A 20,367-nucleotide genomic window follows, 5' to 3' on the forward strand; every position below is an offset into this window, starting at 1 on the left:
GCCAGCCCAGTCCGGGCTGCCCACTGAAAAGGTCCGTATCATGTCCCTGACCATGCCGCCCGAATCCAACACCGCCATCTCCCTGAGGACTGTGTTCCAGGACCGCCTCGCCCTGATTTTCCTGCTCCTCTATGTCTGCCTCGGGCTGTATCATCTCGGCGTGCCCTCGCTGTGGATGGATGAAGTCCTGGTCCCCATGACCGCCGCCCATTCCAATGAATTCATCCTCAATCAGAGCAAATACATCGAGGTCCATCCCCCGCTGTTTTATTTTATCACCAAATTGGCGCTGCTTGTTGGCAGCGACGACTTCACCGTGCGCCTTTTTTCCGTGCTGTGCGGCCTGGGGACCTGCATTGTCGGGTTTGCCGCCTGCTGCCTCGTCCTGCCCCGGCCCCAGGCCAGAGCCGCCCTGCTTTTCCTGATCGCCAACAGCCAGTTTCTGTTTCTGGCCCGAACAGCCCGCCCCTATGCCTTTATGGTCCTGCTTTTTTCCCTGATCCTGTACCTGTATCTTCAATACTTCGAATCCAAGAAACCGGATATGGTCCGCGTGGCCCTGCTTGGCGGCCTGCTTGGACTGGCCTTTGCCACGGTCTACACCTCCATTTTTCTCATTGCCGCCGTCGTCGGGTCCATGGCCCTGGTCGGAACGCAGCGCCGCAAATCCGGCAATCTCGCCGCCGTGGTCCTGCTCAGCCTGGTTGCCGGCCTGTTCCTGTACTTCTTCTATGAGGCCTTCATTTCCAAATCCAGAGTCAGCCAAGCCTATCTCGACGCCGGCATGGACTACGCCACCATTAGCGCCATCTACGTCAACGCGATCTTTGATAATATCTTTTATTTCAACAATCTGCCCGCCAGGATAGGTCTGGGGGCATTGACCGCCTGGGGCCTGTGGCTGCTGCGCGGCAACCGGCCGTTTTGCATCCTCACCCTGGCGTTGCTCCTTGTCCCCTACGCCCAGCTCATCGTCACCAAGAGCGCCCTCAACTTCTGGGGCCGCCACATTGCGTTCCTGATGCTTCCCATGGCCATGGCCCAGGCAGCCGCCGCGGCCCGGCTCTTTGGCCGGTTCGGGACAACCGCCCCGGTCCTGGCTGCCGCTACCCTGAGCCTCCTGACCCTGGCCGGCTACCACCACAAGTATTTTGCCGTAGACAGCTACGACGTGGAGGTCATCGGCGACAATTACAAAAGCATCGCCGCCCATCTGGCCGAGACCGCCGTCCCCGGGGAGGCCCTCAACTACACCGGCGAATACCTGGAAAAATGCACCAACTGGTATGTGAACCGCCTGCTGCCGGCGGCAGCCCGCATGAACAATCCCCAGGCCGATGCACCGGTTGCCAGCGTCATCGTGGCCAAGGAGTACCTCTACCTTGGCGGGGACAAGGCCGGCTTTCGACAGCGCTTCGGTCCCTTCGATACCGAGGAGCAGTACCGCTCCGTCACCATCTATCGCCGCCACGTGGCCAAAACCGGACCTGTGGCCATGAACGGTCCCCTTTTCAGACAAGATTTCACCTTTGACTACACCCGGCTCTATGCCGAGGCCGCCGCCGTCTCCAACGTCAACGTGGCCTTCTCGGCCCGGGGTTTTGCCGTCCTCCCCACCCGGCCGGACACGCCGGGCACCTGCGACTACGTGTTCACCAACCCGGCCGGGCATACCCATTTCGGCGTGGTCCTCGACTACAGGAGCGCCGGCTGGGGCAACGTGGTGGCCGTTGATGTGCGCTACGACGACGAACCCTTCACCACGGTATTCACTACCGGCGGCATGGACCCCCGACGCCAAGCCATTGTCCCCTTTCACCGTGATGCGCCCTTTGCCACCATGACCGTACGCCTGCGTCTGGTGAGCCACGACAGCCTGCCCGACACCCCGGGCAGCGGCCTGCGTACCGTGACCCTGGAAGGCTTCACCGTTATTGCAGCCGACGACGAGGCCAGCGTGACCCGTAAATACGGCCCGGCCGCTTACAATACCTACTTGCTGGACAACTACGAGACCGTCCGCTTTCCAGCCACAAGCGGCATCGAACAGGAGCTTGTCTTTGATCCCGAGGTGGTGGCCTGCCGCCATCCCGACGACGTCGAGGACAAACGGGCGCAAGTCTGCGCCTTGATCCCCGGCCAGACCGCCGGCCATATCGACATCCGTTACCGCGCTCCCCATAACGATGCCGTGTTTTTGCCCCGCGTCTCCGGCGAGACCACATCGCTTGTCGCTGCCGTGCTGGACGCGAACGGCGTTGAATCAGGATTTTTCACCATGCATGGCATCTCCAACACCAGCTGGTCGCCCGTGGCCGCCCAGTTCCGGCTGCCTCTACCGGCCCTGACGGGCGCCGTGCGCGTCAAACTTCAAGGAGGAGCCCAGCTGTGGACCGTGGACGGCAAGGCCCTGTTTCGGAACAGATGAGCGCGTCCCTTGCCGCTCTGGTCTCTCCTCGGCTAGTATGGCGGCCATCATGAAACGCGCCCTGGCCACCCTGGTTGTCGGCGACCGCTGCCGCCACGACTTCGCCGACCGCGCCGCCCCGTCCTTTCGGGCCTATGCCAAGGCCCATGGGCTGTCCCTGGTGGTGCTCGACCGGCTTATCGACCCCTCCCCCCAGGGGACAAGCCGCAGCCCGGCCTGGCAGAAATGCCTCCTTTTTCACCATCCCAAGCTGCGCGCCTGCGACCAGGTGCTGTGGCTCGACGCCGACATCGTCATCCATCCGGACGCCCCGGACGTCTTTGACGGCCTGCCGCCCGGGACCCTTGGCGCAGTGGAGCAGTTTTCCAGCCCAAGCCGCGAGGCTTACGCCGCCGCCCTGGAGAAAACCCGACGCCACCTGGCCCGAAACGGCCTGAGCGCCCCGGACGACAGCACGCCCGAGGCCTTTTACCGCCACTACGGCTACAGCGACGGCCCCGACGCCGTCGTCCAGACCGGAGTCATGGTCCTGACCCCCGAGGCCCACGCGCCGGCCATGGCCGCCGCCTACGCCGAGAACCGCCGGCCCGACAGCCGGGACATGCTCTTTGAGATGCGTCCGCTGTCCTACCATCTGCTGCGCGCCGGCCCGGTGCGCTGGCTTTCCCCGCGTTTTAACACCCTGTGGGCTACGGCCCTTTGCAATCATTACCCTTTTCTCATGGACCCGGCCTTTCTGGCCGCCGGCCGGGACCGGCCCGACCTCCTGGCCCGGCTCAAGGCCGCCTGTCTCCAAACCGTCTTTGACGACGCCTATTTCCTGCACTTTGCCGGGGTTGGCCAGGATATGCGCTATCTTCTGCCGCCCCAAATACTGTAGACAATCCGACCGGAGTGATGGCATGCCGCGTCCCGAACACTGGGGACTCCGGGAGCGCCAGCGGCATCTGCCGTGGACAACCCAAGCGTGTGCGAGGGCCAACCAATCGTTTTGCAACTTCTCCCTTGGCAGGGCAGGGGGCTTCGCTTCCCCGGCCGCCGGAGGCAATCATGCGTCCATCGTGGATTTTTCTGGTCGTGGCCGGACTGTTTGAAGTCGGTTGGCCGGTTGGCCTCAAGCTGGCCCAGACGCCCGGTCGCGGCTTGGTCGGCAGCCTTGTGGCCATCGTCTGCATGGCGGCCAGCGGCCTGCTGTTGTATCTGGCCCAGCGCGACATTCCCATGGGCACGGCCTATGCGGTCTGGACCGGCATCGGCGCGGCCGGAGCCTTCGTCGTGGGCCTTGCGCTCTATGGCGATCCGGCCAACCTGCCCCGCATTTTGGGCGTCGGTCTGATTGTGGCCGGCGTGGTAACCCTCAAGCTCTCCCACTAGACTCTCTCTGCTCCAAGGAGCAGCGCCGCTCTGTTGCCGCTTGAGGGGCTGCGGTGCTTCTGGGAGATCTGACTGCTTTGCATCCAGGCGGCCTCCCGGCTGCTGGTCTGCCCGCACACGTCGGACAGCCGACCCTGCACCGGGCATCACGCGCTGCCGCTGCCGGGGGGGGGCATTTATGCTTTTCTTAGCTCGTGGCGGCGATCCGTACAGGGGCCAGTCTGGATGGCGATAAGATCGACGGCGGCGAGATTGAATATCAAAGATCAATTATTGACCATCGTTTTCCCGGGTGCTATTTTTTAATCCCTCGAATTTATTGTTGCCGATCAAGGCAGGCCTGATACAGTGTCAGTGCAGTATGCTCGATTGCGAAATCCGAAAAGACATCCCCGGGGGCCTTGCTATGCGTATTGGAATTACCAGTAAAATAATCATCATGATTGTTTCATCTGTAGTCATATCGTGTCTGGCCATTCTGTATGCGGGCAGGGTCGCCTTTGAATCCGGTTTTTCCAAAGAATATGAAGAGAATATAAGATCTTTCTACAATGTCGGCGCGGCTCGCATTGAAGCCCAGCGGGCACAGTACGGGCAATTGGCCCGGGGGCAGGCCGTACGACCCAACGTCATAAACGGCGTGGCCGGAGCCGACAAAGACCTGCTGCAAAAGCTCGGACAGGACTTGGTAGGGGTCGGACAGGCCGGCTTTGTCCTGTTTACCGACGCCGCCGGCACAGTGCTGGCCACGGCCGGCGACGTCTCCGAACTGGAAGCGGTGGTTCGGGCCAGGGCGGCAGACACGGCCGCCGGGCGGGACAGCGAAGGTTTTGCCGCTGTCTCCGGCAGCCGACTGCCGCTTCTGGCCAGCGCGCCGGTGCGCAAAGACGGCAAGGTGGTGGGCGGCGTGTTGGTCGGCGCGGATCTGGCCGCCAAACACACGCTGGTCGACAGTCTCAAAGCCATGCTTGGGGCCGAGGCCACCCTTTTTTCCGGCTCGACGCGGGTTTCTTCCACGATTGTCAGCGGCCAGACCCGGGTCGTCGGCACCAGCATGACCGACCAGGAAATCGTCTCCACGGTTCTTGGCCAGGGCAAGCCGGTTTTCAAGCACCTCACCCTCTTTGACGCACCCTATATCGCCGCCTACTGGCCGCTTTTTGACGCCGCCGGCAAGCCCATGGGCATTGCCTTCGTCGGCAAGGACATGAACGCGCTGACCGTGGCCCTGGGCGCGGTCAACCGCAACGCCGCCCTGTGCGCCCTGAGCACTATTCTGATCCTGGGCCTGCTGGGCTATCTGGTCTCCAAGGCCTTTAGCCGCCCCATCCTGGCCCTGGCTGATTTTTCCGGGGTCGTGGCCGCCGGGCGGCTCTCGGAGAAACTGACCGTGTCCAGCCGTGACGAGGTGGGCGATCTGGCCGACTCCCTGCGCCGCATGGTGGCCACGCTGATCGAAAAGATCACCGAGGCCGAGGCCGCCACCGAGAGCGCCCGGCAGGAGTCCGAACGGGCCACGGCAGCCATGGAGGCTGCCGAAGAAGCCAAACGCCAGGGCGAAATGGCCCGACGCGAAGGCATCCTGCACGCAGTGGCCCGGCTTGGCTCGGTGGTGACCGGGATCAACGAGGCGGCGGGTTCGCTTCGCGCCCAGATCGAGCAGTCGCAAAACGGCTCGGAAATCCAGTCGCGTCGGGTAGCCGAAACCGCCACGGCCATGGAAGAGATGAACGCCACGGTCCTGGAAGTGGCCCAGAACGCCTCCCAGGCCGCAACCACGTCCGACGGGGCCAAGAAGCAGGCCGAGCGCGGAGCCGCCATTGTTGCCGAGGCCGTGGCCCGCATTGACGCCGTGCGCGCCCAGGCGCTGACGCTCAAGACCGGCATGGGCACGCTTGGGGAGCAGGCCACCGGGATCGGGGCCGTCATCGGGGTGATCAGCGATATCGCCGACCAGACCAATCTGCTGGCCCTCAATGCCGCCATCGAGGCAGCCCGGGCCGGCGAGGCCGGGCGCGGTTTTGCCGTGGTGGCCGACGAGGTGCGCAAACTGGCTGAAAAGACCATGACCGCCACCCGCGAGGTCAGCGACGCCATCCACGGCATCCAGCAGGGCACGGCCGTCAATATCGGCAACGTCGAGCAGGCCGTGACCGGCATTGCCGAGGCCACGGCCAAGTCCCGGGAATCGGGCGAATCCCTGGGCGAGATCGTGGGCCTGGTCGATTCTGCCTCGGATCAGGTGCGGGCCATTGCCACGGCCACGGAAGAGCAGTCGTCGGCGACCGAGGAAATCAGCCGGTCCATTGAAGAGATCAACGTCATCTCGGCGGAAACGAGCCGGTCCATGAACGAGGCGGCCCGGGCCGTGGCCGATCTGGACGGCGAAGCCGCCGCCTTGCAGGAACTCATCCTCACCATGGAACGCGAGGCCAGCGACACGGCCAGCGGTCCCAAGGCCCTTGGCCGATAGGACGCAACGGACGGAGCGGGAGCTGGGAGCTGGCCGGGGTGGACCTTGGGTTCACTCTCGGGAGAATCCGGCGCTTAAGGAAGAGACTGGCGCGGGACGAACCGCTTTTATTGGGCAGCCCCGCGTGAGCGCGTCGTTGGCGCGACGCCCCGTTCCCCCCTTTGAAAGGTTTTTGGGGAAGGAGGGGGCGTGGGGGAGGGAACCCCTTTTTTTCAAAAAAGGGTTCCCTCCCCCACATTCCGGAGCTTTTTCCCCTAAAAGGGATTCACTTCCTGGTTGCGGGTGTAGACTTGGTAGCCGATGTTGGCTCCCAGGCGCAGGCCAACGCCCATGCGGATGGGGGCCAGGGTGATGTCTCCGGAGCGTTGGTAGTTCATGCCGAAGCCGCCCAGGATATAGGCGCTGCCGTCCACGCCGGGGAAGCGTTGGAAGATCTGCTCCGGCCGGGTCATGCCGTAGACCAGGGTGAAGACCTTGCCGGCGTTGACCCCGAGATCGAATCCCACCGACGGGCTTTGCCAGTAGACCGGCAAAGGCGGGTAGCCTTTGAGGTGCAGGGTCCCGACGCCGTAGCGCAGACCGACGATCAGGGCGCCGCCGCCCTCGTTGCCCTTGATAAAGCCCGTGGGCTGGCCAAGATCGTGAAACGGCCGGGCCACCATTTCCGCCAGACCGCGCGAGCCGCTCTCAAAAAATCCCATGACTTCCCGGTTGACTTCGTCGCGGTTGTAGCTGCCGGGCTTGGTCACGGGCGGCGGTGGCGGCGGCGGCGTGCCGACGGCCTGGCCGTTTATAGGCGTACCACCGCCAGGGGGCGGCATCTGCGCGTTCGGCGGCGGCGGGCTGCCGGCCGGGGGCGGGGCATACTGGGGAGCCGCCTGGGCCGGCTGACCATACTGCGGCGCAGCCTGGGCCGGCTGGCCGTATTGGGGGGCCGCCGGCGCGGGCTGGGCGTATTGGGGAGCCGCCTGGGCGGGCTGACCATACTGCGGCGCAGCCTGGGCCGGTTGGCCGCTTTGGGGCGCGGGCTGGGCGTATTGGGGCGCATTTTGGGTGCCGACGCTGGTTGGCGCGGGCGGCGTTGGCTGCTGGGCCGGCGTCGGCTGGTTTTGGGGGGCGGGGTCGGAAAGGGAGCGTTCCTTGAGGGTCTGGGCGTGGCTGGTCGGGACGGCGCTAAGGACGCACCAGCCGGCCAGGGCAGTCACGGCGACGAGGCGTTTCATGGCTGACCTCCGGTCACAGTCGGGACGTTGCAGGGGAGCCGGTCGCGGATGTGGGGCAGCATGGCGGCCACAATCCCCTCGCGCCCGGCATCGGTGTTGTGGACGCCGTCGGCGGTGTAGGCCGGTGCGGTTCGGTCGCACAAGGCGTTTCGCAGGTTGACGAAATAGGGTTTGCCGGCCAGGGCCTTTTCCAGGGCGGCGTAGACGATGTTGAAGTTGTCGCGCACGTGGGGAAAGGTTTTACGGCCGAGAATGGTTTGCTGCTCGCTGGCTGCTACAGTCGCGTTCACGTCCTTGCTGGTTTCAACCCAGTAGACCGGTTGCAGGAAAAGCAGGAACTTCGCATCGTAGCAGGCGCTTAAGCGTTCGGCAAAATCGTAGCGGGCCACGGCCTGGGCGACAAAGGCGGCCAGTTCCGGGGAATCGGGATCGAGCGGGGTGGCCGTGTACAGGAATTTTTGCAGCAGCTCCCGGGTAAACGAGGCAAAGTAGGCGGCGTTGACCGGCTTCAAGAGGCCGATGCCGGATTTATAATAGCTTTCGATCACGCCCTGGGCGCGTTCCTTGCCTTCGTGGGCGTACGGGTCCTTTTGCACGGCAAAATAGTTGGCGTCATTGGCCCCATCGTAAAAGACGACCAGATTGGGCTTGATGATAAATTCCAGAAACTGCTTTTGCAGGTACTTGATTTCCAGAAGCGAATTGAAAGAATTGACGCCGAAGTTGAGGCAGTTAAAGGCGCAGGGTTTGTCCCGCTCGTTTAAGGCCTTGGCCACGAGGCTTGGGATGGAGCGTTCGTAGGGCGCTGAACTGGCCCGCATGGTGGAGCCGCCGAAAAACCAGATGGTGCGGGAGAGTTCCGGGTGGAAATTGATCACTTCGCAGTTGGCCGTGGGCCATATGCCGTTTTCCATGAGAAACAGCGTATAGGGGTCGTAGACGGCCTTGGGGCCTTCGCGCAGACTGCCGTAGATGATCCAGTTGCTGGTGGTGATGACGGCAAACGACAGCACTTCCACCGCCACAACGGTGAAGAAGATCCATTTGATCGTTCGGGCGGCCAGGGAGAAAAAACGCTTCACGAAGTCACACCTCGGGGCATAGGGCCGGCCTATTTGGGGATTTTAAGGGCCACGCCTTCCGGCACCCGGACGGCTGTGGGTGCGCCGCGAAGTCTGGCCGGGGCGTCCGGAGCCATGTCGAGGACGACCCGGAACTTGTCGGGGTGCTTGCCCACCCGGATTTGGCGGATGAAGGCATCGCCGGTGGAACTCGACAGCGGGCCGTTATAGTTCCAGGAACCGGCGATATCCAGGACCAGGCGCGGCGGATCGGTGTAAAACATCCGCTCGAAGCTGGCCGGGCTTTTATTGGTCTGGATGGTGAGCACGTATTCGCCGGGGTGTTCCTCGGCAACCACCCGGATGACGTTGCCGGCGTTGGCCACGGGTTTGGCGTCCGGTTTGGTTGCCGATTGGGCGGCGGCGGGAGCGGGTTTTGCCGCTTCGGCCTTGGCTTTGGCGGCGGCCTTGGCAGCGGCCTTGGCCTCGGCTTTGGTCTGGGGCTTTTCTTTGGTCTCGGCCTTGGCCGGCGCAGCCGGTTTGGCCGGGGCCACGGCAGCGTCGCTGCCCGGGGCCGGGGCGGCCTGGGGTTCGGGCAGGGCGGCGGCTTCCGGGCCGTCTGCCGGCGCGGGCGGGATGGCGGCCGGGACAGGCGCGGCCGGAACCGGAGCCTTGGGATCGGCCTTGGCCGGGCCGGCCTTGGCGTTGCCGGGTTTGCCGGCCGGGGCGGTATCGGTGGCCAGTTCCGCGAACATTTTTTCCAGGGTGTCGTCCCCGGCCACGGGCGGCTGCGACGCTTTGGCCGGCGTTGCGGGGGCCAAAGCGGGCGCGGTTGCGACCGGAGCGGGAGCCGGGGTGGCCGGGGCAGGAACCGGGGTGGCCGGGGCCGGGGACGGCGTGGCCGCGGCCACGGCCGCCGGGGGGGCGGTCAGGGGCAGGGCGGCCGGCGTCGGTTCCGGGCTGGCGGCTGTGGGGGCCGGCGGGATGTCCGCAGCCGGCGTCTTGGCGCCGCCGCCGAAAAGGTGGGGTTTCTTGAGCACGGCAAGTCCCAGTACCACGGTGACGGCCAGGGCGACCGCCCCTGCAATGATCATTTTGTCGCCGCGTGTCAGCGCCATGCCTTTCCCCCTTTTGCGGAGCTGCCGATATCGGTGCAGCATCGGGCCGGACGCTACCCGAGCTTGTCGATTCCCTCAAGGGGAAGCCTGCGGCTTTGGCGCGTTGACAGGCCGGCCGTTTATCGTATTTCGTTAAAAAAACAGGAGGCCGGGATGCAAAGCAAGGTTCGTTCGGTGCGGGTTCCGCCGGAAATCGAGACCATCGACCTGCCCGGGCTGATCAAGGAGTGCGCCCGGCACCTGCGGGATCTGGAGTCGGCCTCGCTGCTCAAGACCCAGGGCAACGGCGAGGCGGCCGAGGCCTTGCTGCGGGCGCGCCAGGCCGATCTGGGCCGCCGGGTGGGCCGGCTTGTCTGGGAAGCGGGCAAGCGGGCTCAGGAACCCAAGTGAGTGCGCCCGTCATCCCTTGCCGAATGCCGGGGCCGGCAGTACATGTCCGGCCATCCGATTTGTGGAGGCCGTCCCGTATGCCCCGTCTTGCCTGCTTCTTGGTGTTGTGTTGTCTCGCCGTCCCGCTGCCGGCCCGGGCCGGGGTCACCCTGGTGGGCGATACCTGCCGCCAGATTTTTGATAATCCCCGGGCCGAGACCATCGCCTGCCAGACCGGGTTTCGCCTCGATGCGGCCGGCCGGGGCCGGCTGGCAAGCAATTCCTTCGGCCTCGTTTCCGATCTGGCCTGTTCGGCGGTCATAAGCGCCCGGCGTTCCGAGGTAATTGCCAAGGTCCGGGCCAGGGGCGACGTGGCCCTGCCGGCGCAGGAGGTGCGTTGCAACCTCGTCTCGGGCGGCGAACCCGTGCCCGTGGCCTTCCATCTGGCCCCGGTCGTGCGCCTCAACCCAGCCGGCCAGGCCGTGGACGCCCGCCTGGGCATCCGCGACCTGACCGGCATCCCGGAACCCCTGGCCACGGCCGTGGCCGAATTTCTCAACAACGACGCCGGGCTGCGCCAGAATCTGGTGGCCGCTGCCAACGAGATCATCCCCAACCTGCCCAAGCGGTAGGGGAGGCTTCCGGCCCGCGTTCCTGTCTGCGGCATGAAGGTTTCGGCCCGGGACGGCGTCAGGGCCGCCACGCGGCTTTTCCCTGACCGGGGCTTATACGAAGCGTCCGGCGTTGTAGCTGCTGCGCACCAGCGGGGCGCAGTGCATGCGGGGGATGCCGAGGGAGAGGCCGTAGGCGGCCCAGGAGTCGAATTCCTCGGGCGTGACGTAGCGGTGGATGGGGGCGTGGCGGGCCGAGGGGGCCAGATATTGTCCGATGGTGACGATATCGCAGCCAACGGCGGCGAGATCGGCGAGCACGCGACGGATCTGGCTTGGCGTTTCGCCAAGGCCGAGCATGAGGCCGCTTTTGGTCAGGCTGCCGGAGTCGGATTTTTTGGCTCGTTTGAGCAGCGCAAGGCTCCTGGCGTAGCCGGCCTGGGGGCGGACGGCGGCATAGAGTTCCGGCGCGGTCTCCAGGTTGTGGTTCAGTACGTCCGGTCGGGCGTCGAGAACGATCTGCAGGCTGTCCGGGTCGCCGCCGAAATCCGGGATGAGCACTTCCAGGGTTGCGTTTGCCAGCGAGCGGCGCAGGGCCATGAGCACCGAGGCGAAATGGCCTGCCCCGCCGTCCGCAAGGTCGTCGCGGCTGACCGAGGTGACGACCACATGTCCAAGGCCAAGGCGCGTTGCGGCTTGGGCCACGCGGCCGGGTTCATCCGGATCAACCGGTTCCGGGGTCCCGGGGCGAATGTTGCAAAAGGCGCAGTTGCGGGTGCAGACCCGGCCGAGGATAAGAAAAGCGGCCACGCCGCAGGCGTAGCATTCCATGCGATTGGGGCAGTTCGCTCCGTCGCAGACGGTGTTGAGGCCCAGGTCGCGCAACAGGCTTTTGGTGCGGACAAAGGCCGGCCCCTGGGGCAGCGGCCGTCTAAGCCAGTTCGGCTTTCTGGCCGAAGACGCTTGCAAAGGAGGCGACAAGGGTTCGTTTGACATCATGGATCAGGTCGCTCTCGGTCGGGTAGTGGGCGGCCGCCGCCGGCATTTCCAGCCAGAGGGACGTGGGGGCCACGCCTTGCAGGCCGCAGGGGGTTATGAGCGAAAAGACTGCAAGATCCCGGCCGACGTTCAGGGCCAGCCCGTGGGACGTGACATACTTTTTGACGGCCAGTCCGATGCTGGCGATCTTGCGTCCGGCGACGAACACCCCGGGGCGGCCCGGTTGGCGCTCGCCGCTTACGCCATAGCCCGCCAGGGTCGCGATGACAACGGCTTCCAGGTCGGCGAACAGGCCGCGCAGACCGCCCCTGGCCGGCGCTATCTTGAAAATAGGATAGGCCACGACTTGTCCCGGGAAATGGCAGGTGATGTTGCCGCCCCGGCTGGCCTCGGCCAGGGCAACGCCGCGCCCGGCGAGTGAGGCGGGCGCGACGAGCAGGTTTTCCCGGCCGCCGTGGCGTCCCAGGGTGATGACCGGGTCGTGTTCAACCAGAAACAGCCGGTCAGGCCCGCCTGCCAGACGTTCGGCCACAGCCTGCTCCTGGACCCGCCAGGCCTCGTCAAAAGCCATACGGCCCAGATCGGTCACGATCATGTTTTTTCCCTCCGACTGCCCTTTTGGCGCGGCACTGCAGGCATTCCCCCGCCTGTGACAGCGATGGCCGGCCAGCGGCGCGTAAAAAAAGGCTGCGAGCGCCATGCCCGCAGCCTTTTTGCTTCCAGCCCGGCAACCGCCGGAACTAGATGACCTTATTGAGGGCGTACTCGATGATGCCCTCGGCGCCCAGGTCGTGGAGCTTGGGGATCAGATCGCGCACGGTGCCTTCGGCCACCACGATTTCAACCGACAGCCAGTCCTTGTTGTACAGGCCGGCCACGGTCGGGGCGGTCAGGCTCGGGAGCAGGGCCATGATGGCCGGCATCTTCTCTTCAGGCACGTTCATCTTGAGGCCGACAAGGCCCTCGGCCCGCAGCGCGCCCTGCAGCATCATATTCAGGATCTCGATCTTGCGGCGCTTAAACGGAATTTCCCAGGCCTTCTTGTTGGCAATAAGCTGGGTGTTGGTCGACAGCAGGTCGGAGATGATGCGCAGGCCGTGGGCCTTGATCGTGGTGCCGGTCTCGGTCACTTCCACGATGGCGTCGGCCAGGCCTTCGACCACCTTGGCTTCGGTTGCGCCCCAGGAGAATTCGACTTCCACCGGGATGCCCGCGCCGGCAAAATACTGTTTGGTGAAATTGACCAGCTCGGTGGCGATCTTTTTCCCGGCCAGATCCTCGGGGCGCTTGTACGGCGAATCGGCGGCCACGGCCAACACCCAGCGGGCCGGGCGGTTGCTCACCTTGGAGTAAACCAGATCATCGACCAGGACGACGTCGGACTCGTTTTCCAGAATCCAGTCCTTGCCGGTCAGGCCGCAGTCCAGCGTGCCGGACTCGACGTAGCGCGACATTTCCTGGGCGCGGCACATGGAGCAGGTGATCTCCGGATCGTTTATTTCCGGGAAATAGTTGCGGTGGTGCATCCGGATCTTCCACCCGGACTTTTCGAAAAGCGCCATGGTGGCGTCCTGGAGGGAGCCTTTGGGGATGCCGAGTTTGAGCATGTTCTCGCTGGCCATTATTTGTAGACCTCCTTGGGGTCGAAGACTTTCGGGGAACAGGTACGTTCGCCGTCGTTGGTTACTTCCGTAAAAAAGCAGGACTTGTAGCCTTCGTGGCAGGCCGCGCCGCCAATCTGCTCGACCAGCACCAGGATGGTGTCGGCGTCGCAGTCCAGGCGTATGGATTGCACCTTTTGGACATGGCCGGAGGTGCCGCCCTTATGCCAGATTTTCTGCCGGCTGCGGCTGAAGTAATGGACTTCGCCGGTCGCCAGGGTTTTGTCGTAGGCTTCTTCGTTCATGTAGGCGAGCATAAGCACTTCGCCGCTGCACGCTTCCTGGGCGATGGCGGGGACGAGGCCGCCGCATTTCGCAAAATCGGGTCGTTTCATCTTCGCTCCTAACCTTAAGAACAGCTTCCAACGAAATTGATTTTGAATGCCAAGCGGGAAACGAAGTACGGTGACAAAAAAACTACTTCGGTATCTACGTTCCCAAGTTCAGACCAAGTAGTTCCGTTGTGTAAAGAAAGGGGAATATTAAACTCCACAATTTCTTCTGGCAATATTAAGTCTGGAAGTTCAAAGTAGATGATGTGGGTGTTTTGATTGTGACTTGTCAAAAATCTTCTTCCCTGCGACTCCCCTCTTCTGTAGATACTCTTAGGGACTACTAATCCAAGTTTGCAAAAATCTTTACAAAGTGGTTCACTTCCAGTATTGCTCAGAGATACCTTCAGGCTAACTCCGAATAAATTCGAAGTCGACTTTATTGTAGTGTCTATTGTTGTACCATCATGAATTTTTATCCCATTGAGAAAGAAAGACACTCCGCTTGAATAGCTACATTGTCTGGTCACCTTTGCGCTTACGAGATGTTCAACTAATTTTGTCAATTTTGATTTCAGTTGGACTATGCTATCATTGTATACAATATGATTAAAGTGTTTTAGATCAAATGGGATATCATTGGCGTTATTTGTAAGAGCAACAACTGTTTTGTTTAATGCATGTGCATAGCCAACTTCATAAAAAACATTAGGATTCTTGCCACTCATATCTGCAATAATAATGTCCGCCTTCGATATTTCTTTGTAAATTTTTGACAGCATGTCCTCTACGAAAAGCTGTTCATCTAATCTTTCACAGTGTGTTCCTGCATCCTTGCAAGCCGCCTGAATCCCAAGCTGATACACATCATCAAACTCAGGGTCAAACGGCATGAGCACGAAGACGAACGGTTTTGGGGCGGTCGATTCCATGTGGTAGGCTTTCTCTTCTCAGAAAAATAAAAATTACTTGGTTCTCTGGTCTTTCTGCTTCGCACTGCCAACAGTATCCACACCTGAAATAACCCCAATCCGTTCTTCCCGAACCCGCTCAACTAAACTTTCCACGTCGCCAACCGTCACACCCGCCAAGAGAAGCACGCTGTCTTTCACGACAAGCCCTTCCCCGCAGCCTCTACGGCCATTTTCAAAGAACATCGTTTGGTCGCGTGGACGCCGCACCATGGGGACACCCTCTTGCGTTCGTCCTTCTCGCTTTATTACGAAAAAGGAGCGTTAGCTTACCCAAACGACAAACAAGTGACAAGCGCCTCGTCGCCGGCCGAATTTTATGCGCCGGCTTCCCCCATTGCATGGGTCCGGGGAATCATCCTCCCGCGCCGGAGCAACGGTGGTTCCCGTCAAGCATCAGTTTCGGCCGTCCCGGTCCACAGCCGATCGAGTTGTCCGTCACCGCCAAGAATCTTCAAAAATTTCTCCCATCAAGGGGGTCCGGGGGGGATTATCCCCCTCGGCCGCCGGAGGCCTCTTCTCTTCTTTTCTCTTACCTTCCCTCACTCTCTCCCTCACTTTCTCCCTCGCACTCCGCCCGCAACTGGCCGCAGGCCGCCGCGATGTCCGCGCCCTTGCTCTTGCGCAGCGTTGCCGTCAGCCCTTTGGCCTTCACAATCTCCTGAAAAGCCAGCACCCGCTCCATGTCCGGCGGCCCGTAGGGCAACCCGGGCGTGGCGTTGTACACAATCAGGTTCACCTTGGCCTTGACCCGTGAAAGCAGCCGCACCAGCTCCCGGGCGTCCGCGTCCGAATCATTGACCCCGGCCAGGAGCAGATATTCAAAGGTCAGCCGTTCCCGGGGCTTGAGCGGATACTGGGCCAGCAAATCCATCAACTTGCCAAGCTCCAGCTTGGCCGCGCCGGGCATGATCTTCTCGCGCTGGGCCTGGGTCGGCGCATGCAGCGATATGGCCAGCGAACACAGGCCCGTGCGGCCCATGTCCAGCAGATGGCGCGCCACGCCGGCCGTCGAAACCGTGATGCGCCGGCCGGAAAAATCCAACCCCTGGGGATGATGCAACGCTTCCAAGGTCTGCAAAAGATTGTCGTAATTCAAAAGCGGCTCGCCCATGCCCATGAAAACCAGATTGCGCAGCGCCAGCTCCGCCCCCCGCTCGACCAGATAGTCCCTGGCCACCAACACCTGCCCAAGCATCTCCCCGGAGGTCATGTTGCGGCGAAACCCCAGCATCCCCGTGGCGCAAAAGCCGCACCCCATGGCGCAGCCCACCTGGGTCGAGAGGCAGGCCGTGAAATGATCCTTCTCCGGAATGAGCACGCACTCCACCCGCTCGCCGTCCGCCAGCTCCAGCAAAAACTTCACTGTGCCGTCGCGGCTCGCCCGTACCTCGGCCACCTTCGGCCAGCCAATCACCGCCACCTCGGCCAGCCGCAGCCGCAAGACCTTGGAGACGTCGGTCATGGCCGCTATCTCGCGGCAACGCTTCTGCCACAGCCACTGCCAGACCTGCCTGGCCCGGTACGGCGGCTCGCCCAGCGAAACGATCAGCGCTTCGAGTTCGTGGAAGGTCAGCTCGGTCAGGTTGGTCATGGGCGCTGTGGTCGTTGTGGGCGTGGTGGGCGTGGTCATGTCGTTGGTACCTGTGTGGGAGTGGCGATGCAGTGCGATGCAAAGCGAATCGGGGCGTTGCCCCGAGCCCCACCGGGGGGATGATCCCCCCGGACCCCTCGACGGGATTGCGGGCGGATGGTCGGCCGGTCGGGCGGGCAGGAGACTGCTGCTGCGGCGGCGGCGGACGTCCGACGTTGGGTCTGCACTGCGGCCCGGCGGCGCAATCCGCTGCGCGGCTTCCACCGCCGGGCCGCAGTGCAGACCCAAGGTGCGCCAGCGGCGAAGCGCCGCAGTTCAAGCAAAAACAGGAGGCGGTTGGGACCACATGTGTGACCGGGAAGACGGTCACTTTTTTGTTTGGGGTGGGCTGGGGTTGGCTGCAAAGCCAGCCAACCCCAGCCCACCCCAAACAGGAAAGGGGTCCGGGGGGCTTAGCCCCCCGGTGGGGCCGGGGCAAAGCCCCGATCCTGTCCCTTCTTACTCCATCAACTAATGCAATTCCTGCTTGGCCCAGTATTTCTTGACGAACAGCTCGGCGTCTTCGCGGCTGGAAACGTCGCCGGCGATCTGGGCCTTGAGCAGCGCTTCACGGATCAGTCCCACGGCCGGGCCGGGCTTGAGGCCGAGCAGCTGCATGATCTGCGCGCCGTTTAAGAGCGGTTCGAGCATTTCCTCGGGCGTATCGGTCCGCTCGAGCATTTTCATATTGTGGTTGAACTCTTTGTAGGTCCCGTTGACCGATTTGATATCGGCCCGGGCCATTTCGATCAGGCGCGGGTACTGGTCCAGCGCCTTGAAGCGGCGGATGCCCCGGTCGGTGAGCATGAAGTGGAAGTGCATGTGCCCGCGCACGAGGTTGCACACCAGATCGATTTCGTCGGGCGGAAAGCTCAAACGCGAGAGAATCTTGCGGGCGACCTTGGCTCCGACCTGATGGTGCTGGTAAAAGTGCAGTTCTCCGGCGGCGTACTGGGCGGTGTGCAGCTTGCCCACGTCGTGGAACAGGCAGGCCAGGGTGCCGTACCAGTCGTAGGGCAGTTCTTCGGGATAGTGGCGCATGACGGCCAGGGTCTGCTCAAAGAGCGTATATTCCACGCCGTCTTCGGTCTTGATCTTGATGCGGGCCAGGGTGGCCACTTCCGGCAGAAACCAGTGCAGGATCATGGTGTCGTAGAGGAGCTCCACGAAGTCGGCCATGTTTTCGGCTTCGACCCTGCGCCATTCGTCCATGACGTCCTTGACCGAAACGTAGTCGAGGATGCGCCGCGAGGCCCGCAGGATGGCCATCAGGGTATTGGCTTCCACCGGGATGTTGTAGTTGGCGGAAAAGCGCAGCGCCCGAACGGCCCGCAGATAGTTCTGGCGGATGGCTTCGTCCGGGATGCCGACCAGGCGCACTTCGCCGCTGGACAGGTCGGCGAACCCGCCGTGGTCGTCCATCTGGTGCGGCAGATGGGGGCAGGCCTGATGGGCCGGGAGCAGGCCCTTGTCGTTGAGGCGCACAATGAGCCGGCTGGTGAGCATGGCCACGGACTCCTCGGGATGGGAGGCGTCGGCGGTATCGGCCGGATAGAAATAGAGCATGGTGTCGCCGTGGCGAAAACGGGCGAAGGCCCCTTCCGCGGCGTAGACCTCGGTTTCAGGGAAAATCTTTTGCAGGTCGGCCAGGGTCGCGTCGGTGGCCACATCCAGCTCGGGCGAGGCCGGGTCCTGGGCTTTTTCCTGCAACGCGGCGTTGATGACGTAGGCATCGTAGCCGTTTCGCATGATGGTCTTGCAGATGGCAGTGGCGTCCTTGAAGGGTTGCGCCATGGGGTAAAACCTCCGGATACGGCGTTTGGTGTCGGGGGTTGGAGTGGAAATCAGGCTCCGGGCCGGGCCAGTTCGTGGACGACGTGGCCGCCGACAACGGTGAGCATCACCCGGCCGGTCAGGGACTGGCCGAGAAGCGGCGTGTTCTTGCCCTTGGAGCGCAGGCTTTCGGTGGTGACGACCCAGGATTCTTCCGGGTCGAAGAGACAGAAATCGGCCGGATCGCCGGTGGCGAAGCGGCAATGGGGCAGCTTGAAAATCTCGGCCGGCCGCCAGGCGAAGCGCAGGGCGATGTCCTCGGCGGTCAGTTTGCCCAGGCGCACCAGTTCCCACAGGCTGGCCAGGGCGGTATCGAGGCCGGTGATGCCGTTTTTGGCGTCCTCGAAGGGCGTTTCCTTTTCGTGGGCGGCGTGGGGGGCGTGGTCCGTGGCCAGGATGTCGATGACCCCTTCGCGCAGGGCCTGCATGAGCGCCAGACGGTCGTCGTCGGTGCGCAGCGGCGGGTTGACCTTGGCCATGGTGTCGTAGCCGAAAAGGGCGGCGTCGGTCATGAGCAGGTAATGCGGGCAGGTTTCGGCCGTGACCGGCGCGCCCCGGCGCTTGGCGTCGGCAATGAGCTCCACGGCCCGGCGGCAGCTGACGTGGGCCAGATGCACCGGGGCATGCAAGTATTCGGCGAGCAGGATGTCGCGGGCCACTTGCAGGGCCTCGGCCACGTCGGGCTGGCCGCGAAGCCCGAGCCGGGCGCTCATGACGCCTTCGTTGGCGCCGGAGCCTTTGGCCATATACGGGTCTTCGCAGTGGTCGATGACCGGGGCCAGATCAGCGGCGTATTCCAGGGCGTGGCGAAACAGTTCCGTGTCGGCCACGGGTTCGCCGTCGTTGGAAAAGGCCACGCAGCCGGCGGCCAAGAGTTCTTCCATGGGGGCGAGCTGTTTGCCGGCCAGGCCAAGGGTCAGCGCCCCCACCGGGAAGAGACGCGGGCCGTTTGGCCAGCTGTCGGCGGCCCGGCGCAGCATGAGCTTGGTCACCGAGGCGTTGTCGTTGACCGGCGTGGTGTTGGCCATGCACATGATATTGGAAAACCCGCCCCCGGCAGCGGCGGACAGGCCCGAGGCAATATCTTCCTTCCACTCCTGGCCGGGTTCGCGCAGATGGGTGTGGGCGTCGGTCATGGCCGGCATGAGGAGCAGGCCCCGGCCGGGGATGACCCGGGCCTCGGGAAACACGGCGGCCGGGTCGTGGGGGACAAGCTCCAGCACGCGGCCTTGGGCGCAGCAAAGGGTCCAGAAGCCGTCACGGCCGGGGACTTCGACGTTGGCGACGACGAGATCCGGGAGCGTCATGCGGTTTCCCCTTTTTCCTTGCGGGTGATGTGGAGATATAAAAGGGCCATGCGCACGGCCACGCCCGAGGCCACCTGATCGAGAATGAGCGAATTGCCGGCATCGGCCAGATCCGAGGCGATTTCCACGCCCCGGTTGATGGGTCCGGGGTGCATGACCTTGACCTCGGGCGCGGCCAGGGCCAGCCGGTCCTTGGTCAGGCAGAAGCGGCGGGCGTATTCGCGCAGTTCCGGGAGCAGCCCCGCTTCCTGGCGTTCCAGTTGCAGGCGCAGGCACATGACGGCATCGGCCCCGGCCAGGGCCGGTTCCAGCTCGTAATAGACCTTGGCCCCCAGGGCCTGGGTGTCTTTGGGCAAGAGGGTGCGCGGGGCGCACAGGCGCACGGTGACGCCGAGCATGGTTAACAGGCGGATATTGGACCGGGCCACCCGGGAATGGGCGATGTCGCCAAGGATCACGACGGTCTTGCCGACCAGTTCGTCGCCCCAGACTTCGCGCAGGGTGAAAAGATCGAGCAGGGCCTGGGTGGGGTGGGCGTGCCAGCCGTCGCCGGCGTTGATGACCGCGCACGACACCCGCCGGGCCACGAAATCGGCTGCGCCGGAGGCCGAGTGGCGCATGACGATGGCGTCGGGGTTCATGGCCTGAAGGGTCAGCACCGTATCCTTGAGCGTCTCGCCCTTTTGCAGGGAGCTGCCGGACTTGGCCAGACCGAAGGTATCGGCGGACAGGCGCTTGCCGGCGATGTCAAAGGACGTTTTGGTGCGGGTGCTTGGTTCGGCGAAAAAAAGGACAACGCTTTTGCCCTTGAGGGTCGGCACCTTCTTGACGGGCCGGGAGTTGATTTCCCGGAAGGAGGCGGCGGTGCGCATGACCACGTCCACGTCTTCCCGGGAAAGCTGTGACACGTCGAGAAGATCCTTGTGGGGCCAGTTCATGAAGCATCCTCGGAAGAGAATTTTTGCCGCGCACCCAGGCGCGTAAGCCGAACGATATTTTCATAAGCCCCGGGCGGCGTCAATGCAGGGCCGTCC

The 20,367-nt window shown here is 63.4% G+C and carries 19 protein-coding genes; 6 read left to right on the forward strand and 13 right to left on the reverse strand.

Annotated features, from left to right (window positions below):
* Positions 1 to 40 precede the first annotated feature (40 nt).
* From NY78_RS07690 to NY78_RS07705, 4 genes are all read left to right on the forward strand, one after another.
* Complete coding sequence (locus NY78_RS07690; protein WP_043633906.1) at positions 41 to 2,428, forward strand: glycosyltransferase family 39 protein; 2,388 nt, start codon at positions 41 to 43, stop codon at positions 2,426 to 2,428.
* A 49-nt stretch (positions 2,429 to 2,477) separates the two neighbouring features.
* The gene (locus NY78_RS07695) at positions 2,478 to 3,308 is read left to right on the forward strand and encodes a hypothetical protein (RefSeq protein ID WP_043633909.1); all 831 of its coding nucleotides are present in this window, start codon (positions 2,478 to 2,480) and stop codon (positions 3,306 to 3,308) included.
* A 170-nt stretch (positions 3,309 to 3,478) separates the two neighbouring features.
* A complete protein-coding gene (locus NY78_RS07700) occupies positions 3,479 to 3,802 on the forward strand; it encodes a DMT family transporter (RefSeq protein WP_043633912.1) in 324 nt (107 codons plus the stop codon).
* A gap of 439 nt (positions 3,803 to 4,241) precedes the next feature.
* Entirely contained in the window at positions 4,242 to 6,275 is a 2,034-nt protein-coding gene (locus tag NY78_RS07705; RefSeq protein WP_231583837.1) for a methyl-accepting chemotaxis protein, read from the forward strand.
* Between the two features lie 254 nt (positions 6,276 to 6,529).
* Here NY78_RS07705 and NY78_RS25750 read toward each other — a convergent pair whose 3' ends face one another.
* The 3 genes from NY78_RS25750 to NY78_RS07720 are packed head-to-tail and all read right to left on the reverse strand — an operon-like array spanning position 6,530 to position 9,677.
* A complete protein-coding gene (locus tag NY78_RS25750) occupies positions 6,530 to 7,498 on the reverse strand; it encodes an EipA family protein (RefSeq protein WP_043633914.1) in 969 nt (322 codons plus the stop codon).
* Positions 7,495 to 8,580, reverse strand: coding sequence for an SGNH/GDSL hydrolase family protein (locus tag NY78_RS07715; RefSeq protein ID WP_043633917.1), 1,086 nt, complete (start codon positions 8,578 to 8,580; stop codon positions 7,495 to 7,497). The genes NY78_RS25750 and NY78_RS07715 overlap by 4 nt, the downstream gene beginning before the upstream one ends.
* Before the next feature lie 29 nt (positions 8,581 to 8,609).
* A complete protein-coding gene (locus tag NY78_RS07720) occupies positions 8,610 to 9,677 on the reverse strand; it encodes an AMIN domain-containing protein (RefSeq protein WP_043633920.1) in 1,068 nt (355 codons plus the stop codon).
* Between the two features lie 153 nt (positions 9,678 to 9,830).
* Between NY78_RS07720 and NY78_RS07725 the strand changes: the two genes are divergently transcribed.
* Positions 9,831 to 10,067, forward strand: a complete 237-nt coding sequence (locus NY78_RS07725; RefSeq protein WP_043633923.1) for a hypothetical protein — start codon at positions 9,831 to 9,833, stop codon at positions 10,065 to 10,067.
* 77 nt (positions 10,068 to 10,144) lie between these two features.
* Positions 10,145 to 10,678: a hypothetical protein gene (locus NY78_RS07730; RefSeq protein ID WP_043633926.1), complete on the forward strand. Its 534-nt coding sequence runs from the start codon at positions 10,145 to 10,147 to the stop codon at positions 10,676 to 10,678.
* 93 nt (positions 10,679 to 10,771) lie between these two features.
* Here NY78_RS07730 and lipA read toward each other — a convergent pair whose 3' ends face one another.
* The 10 genes from lipA to NY78_RS07775 form a co-directional block, all read right to left on the reverse strand.
* On the reverse strand, positions 10,772 to 11,653 hold the full coding sequence (gene lipA / locus NY78_RS07735; RefSeq protein WP_047960079.1) for a lipoyl synthase: 882 nt from the start codon (positions 11,651 to 11,653) through the stop codon (positions 10,772 to 10,774).
* On the reverse strand, positions 11,589 to 12,251 hold the full coding sequence (gene lipB / locus NY78_RS07740; RefSeq protein ID WP_043633932.1) for a lipoyl(octanoyl) transferase LipB: 663 nt from the start codon (positions 12,249 to 12,251) through the stop codon (positions 11,589 to 11,591). Before lipB ends, lipA begins: the two co-directional genes overlap by 65 nt.
* A 145-nt stretch (positions 12,252 to 12,396) precedes the next feature.
* Positions 12,397 to 13,278 (reverse strand): ATP phosphoribosyltransferase, encoded by an 882-nt coding sequence (gene hisG / locus NY78_RS07745; protein ID WP_043633934.1) that lies wholly within the window; start codon positions 13,276 to 13,278, stop codon positions 12,397 to 12,399.
* A complete protein-coding gene (hisI, locus tag NY78_RS07750; RefSeq protein ID WP_043633937.1) occupies positions 13,278 to 13,652 on the reverse strand; it encodes a phosphoribosyl-AMP cyclohydrolase in 375 nt (124 codons plus the stop codon). Before hisI ends, hisG begins: the two co-directional genes overlap by 1 nt.
* A 14-nt stretch (positions 13,653 to 13,666) precedes the next feature.
* Entirely contained in the window at positions 13,667 to 14,521 is an 855-nt protein-coding gene (locus NY78_RS24590) for a hypothetical protein (protein ID WP_156180884.1), read from the reverse strand.
* Positions 14,522 to 14,554: 33 nt separating this feature from the next.
* The gene (locus NY78_RS07755) at positions 14,555 to 14,773 is read right to left on the reverse strand and encodes a hypothetical protein (RefSeq protein WP_043633940.1); all 219 of its coding nucleotides are present in this window, start codon (positions 14,771 to 14,773) and stop codon (positions 14,555 to 14,557) included.
* 319 nt (positions 14,774 to 15,092) lie between these two features.
* Complete coding sequence (rlmN, locus tag NY78_RS07760) at positions 15,093 to 16,154, reverse strand: 23S rRNA (adenine(2503)-C(2))-methyltransferase RlmN (RefSeq protein WP_043633943.1); 1,062 nt, start codon at positions 16,152 to 16,154, stop codon at positions 15,093 to 15,095.
* A gap of 510 nt (positions 16,155 to 16,664) precedes the next feature.
* Positions 16,665 to 17,987, reverse strand: coding sequence for an HD domain-containing protein (locus NY78_RS07765; protein WP_043633946.1), 1,323 nt, complete (start codon positions 17,985 to 17,987; stop codon positions 16,665 to 16,667).
* Positions 17,988 to 18,037: 50 nt separating this feature from the next.
* Positions 18,038 to 19,333 (reverse strand): dihydroorotase, encoded by a 1,296-nt coding sequence (gene pyrC, locus NY78_RS07770; RefSeq protein ID WP_043633949.1) that lies wholly within the window; start codon positions 19,331 to 19,333, stop codon positions 18,038 to 18,040.
* Positions 19,330 to 20,271: an aspartate carbamoyltransferase catalytic subunit gene (locus tag NY78_RS07775; RefSeq protein ID WP_043633952.1), complete on the reverse strand. Its 942-nt coding sequence runs from the start codon at positions 20,269 to 20,271 to the stop codon at positions 19,330 to 19,332. The genes pyrC and NY78_RS07775 overlap by 4 nt, the downstream gene beginning before the upstream one ends.
* Positions 20,272 to 20,367: the final 96 nt, after the last annotated feature.

It is taken from the genome of Desulfovibrio sp. TomC (genome assembly GCF_000801335.2).
GTDB lineage: Bacteria > Desulfobacterota > Desulfovibrionia > Desulfovibrionales > Desulfovibrionaceae > Solidesulfovibrio.

Coding starts and splice junctions, on each gene's coding strand:
- NY78_RS07690 (WP_043633906.1), top strand. CDS start 41: ATGTCCCTGACCATGCCGCCCGAATCCAACACCGCCATCTCCCTGAGG.
- NY78_RS07695 (WP_043633909.1), top strand. CDS start 2,478: ATGAAACGCGCCCTGGCCACCCTGGTTGTCGGCGACCGCTGCCGCCAC.
- NY78_RS07700 (WP_043633912.1), top strand. CDS start 3,479: ATGCGTCCATCGTGGATTTTTCTGGTCGTGGCCGGACTGTTTGAAGTC.
- NY78_RS07705 (WP_231583837.1), top strand. CDS start 4,242: ATGATTGTTTCATCTGTAGTCATATCGTGTCTGGCCATTCTGTATGCG.
- NY78_RS25750 (WP_043633914.1), bottom strand. CDS start 7,498: ATGAAACGCCTCGTCGCCGTGACTGCCCTGGCCGGCTGGTGCGTCCTT.
- NY78_RS07720 (WP_043633920.1), bottom strand. CDS start 9,677: ATGGCGCTGACACGCGGCGACAAAATGATCATTGCAGGGGCGGTCGCC.
- NY78_RS07725 (WP_043633923.1), top strand. CDS start 9,831: ATGCAAAGCAAGGTTCGTTCGGTGCGGGTTCCGCCGGAAATCGAGACC.
- NY78_RS07730 (WP_043633926.1), top strand. CDS start 10,145: ATGCCCCGTCTTGCCTGCTTCTTGGTGTTGTGTTGTCTCGCCGTCCCG.
- lipA (WP_047960079.1), bottom strand. CDS start 11,653: ATGTCAAACGAACCCTTGTCGCCTCCTTTGCAAGCGTCTTCGGCCAGA.
- lipB (WP_043633932.1), bottom strand. CDS start 12,251: ATGATCGTGACCGATCTGGGCCGTATGGCTTTTGACGAGGCCTGGCGG.
- hisG (WP_043633934.1), bottom strand. CDS start 13,278: ATGGCCAGCGAGAACATGCTCAAACTCGGCATCCCCAAAGGCTCCCTC.
- hisI (WP_043633937.1), bottom strand. CDS start 13,652: ATGAAACGACCCGATTTTGCGAAATGCGGCGGCCTCGTCCCCGCCATC.
- NY78_RS24590 (WP_156180884.1), bottom strand. CDS start 14,521: ATGGAATCGACCGCCCCAAAACCGTTCGTCTTCGTGCTCATGCCGTTT.
- NY78_RS07755 (WP_043633940.1), bottom strand. CDS start 14,773: ATGGTGCGGCGTCCACGCGACCAAACGATGTTCTTTGAAAATGGCCGT.
- rlmN (WP_043633943.1), bottom strand. CDS start 16,154: ATGACCAACCTGACCGAGCTGACCTTCCACGAACTCGAAGCGCTGATC.
- NY78_RS07765 (WP_043633946.1), bottom strand. CDS start 17,987: ATGGCGCAACCCTTCAAGGACGCCACTGCCATCTGCAAGACCATCATG.
- pyrC (WP_043633949.1), bottom strand. CDS start 19,333: ATGACGCTCCCGGATCTCGTCGTCGCCAACGTCGAAGTCCCCGGCCGT.
- NY78_RS07775 (WP_043633952.1), bottom strand. CDS start 20,271: ATGAACTGGCCCCACAAGGATCTTCTCGACGTGTCACAGCTTTCCCGG.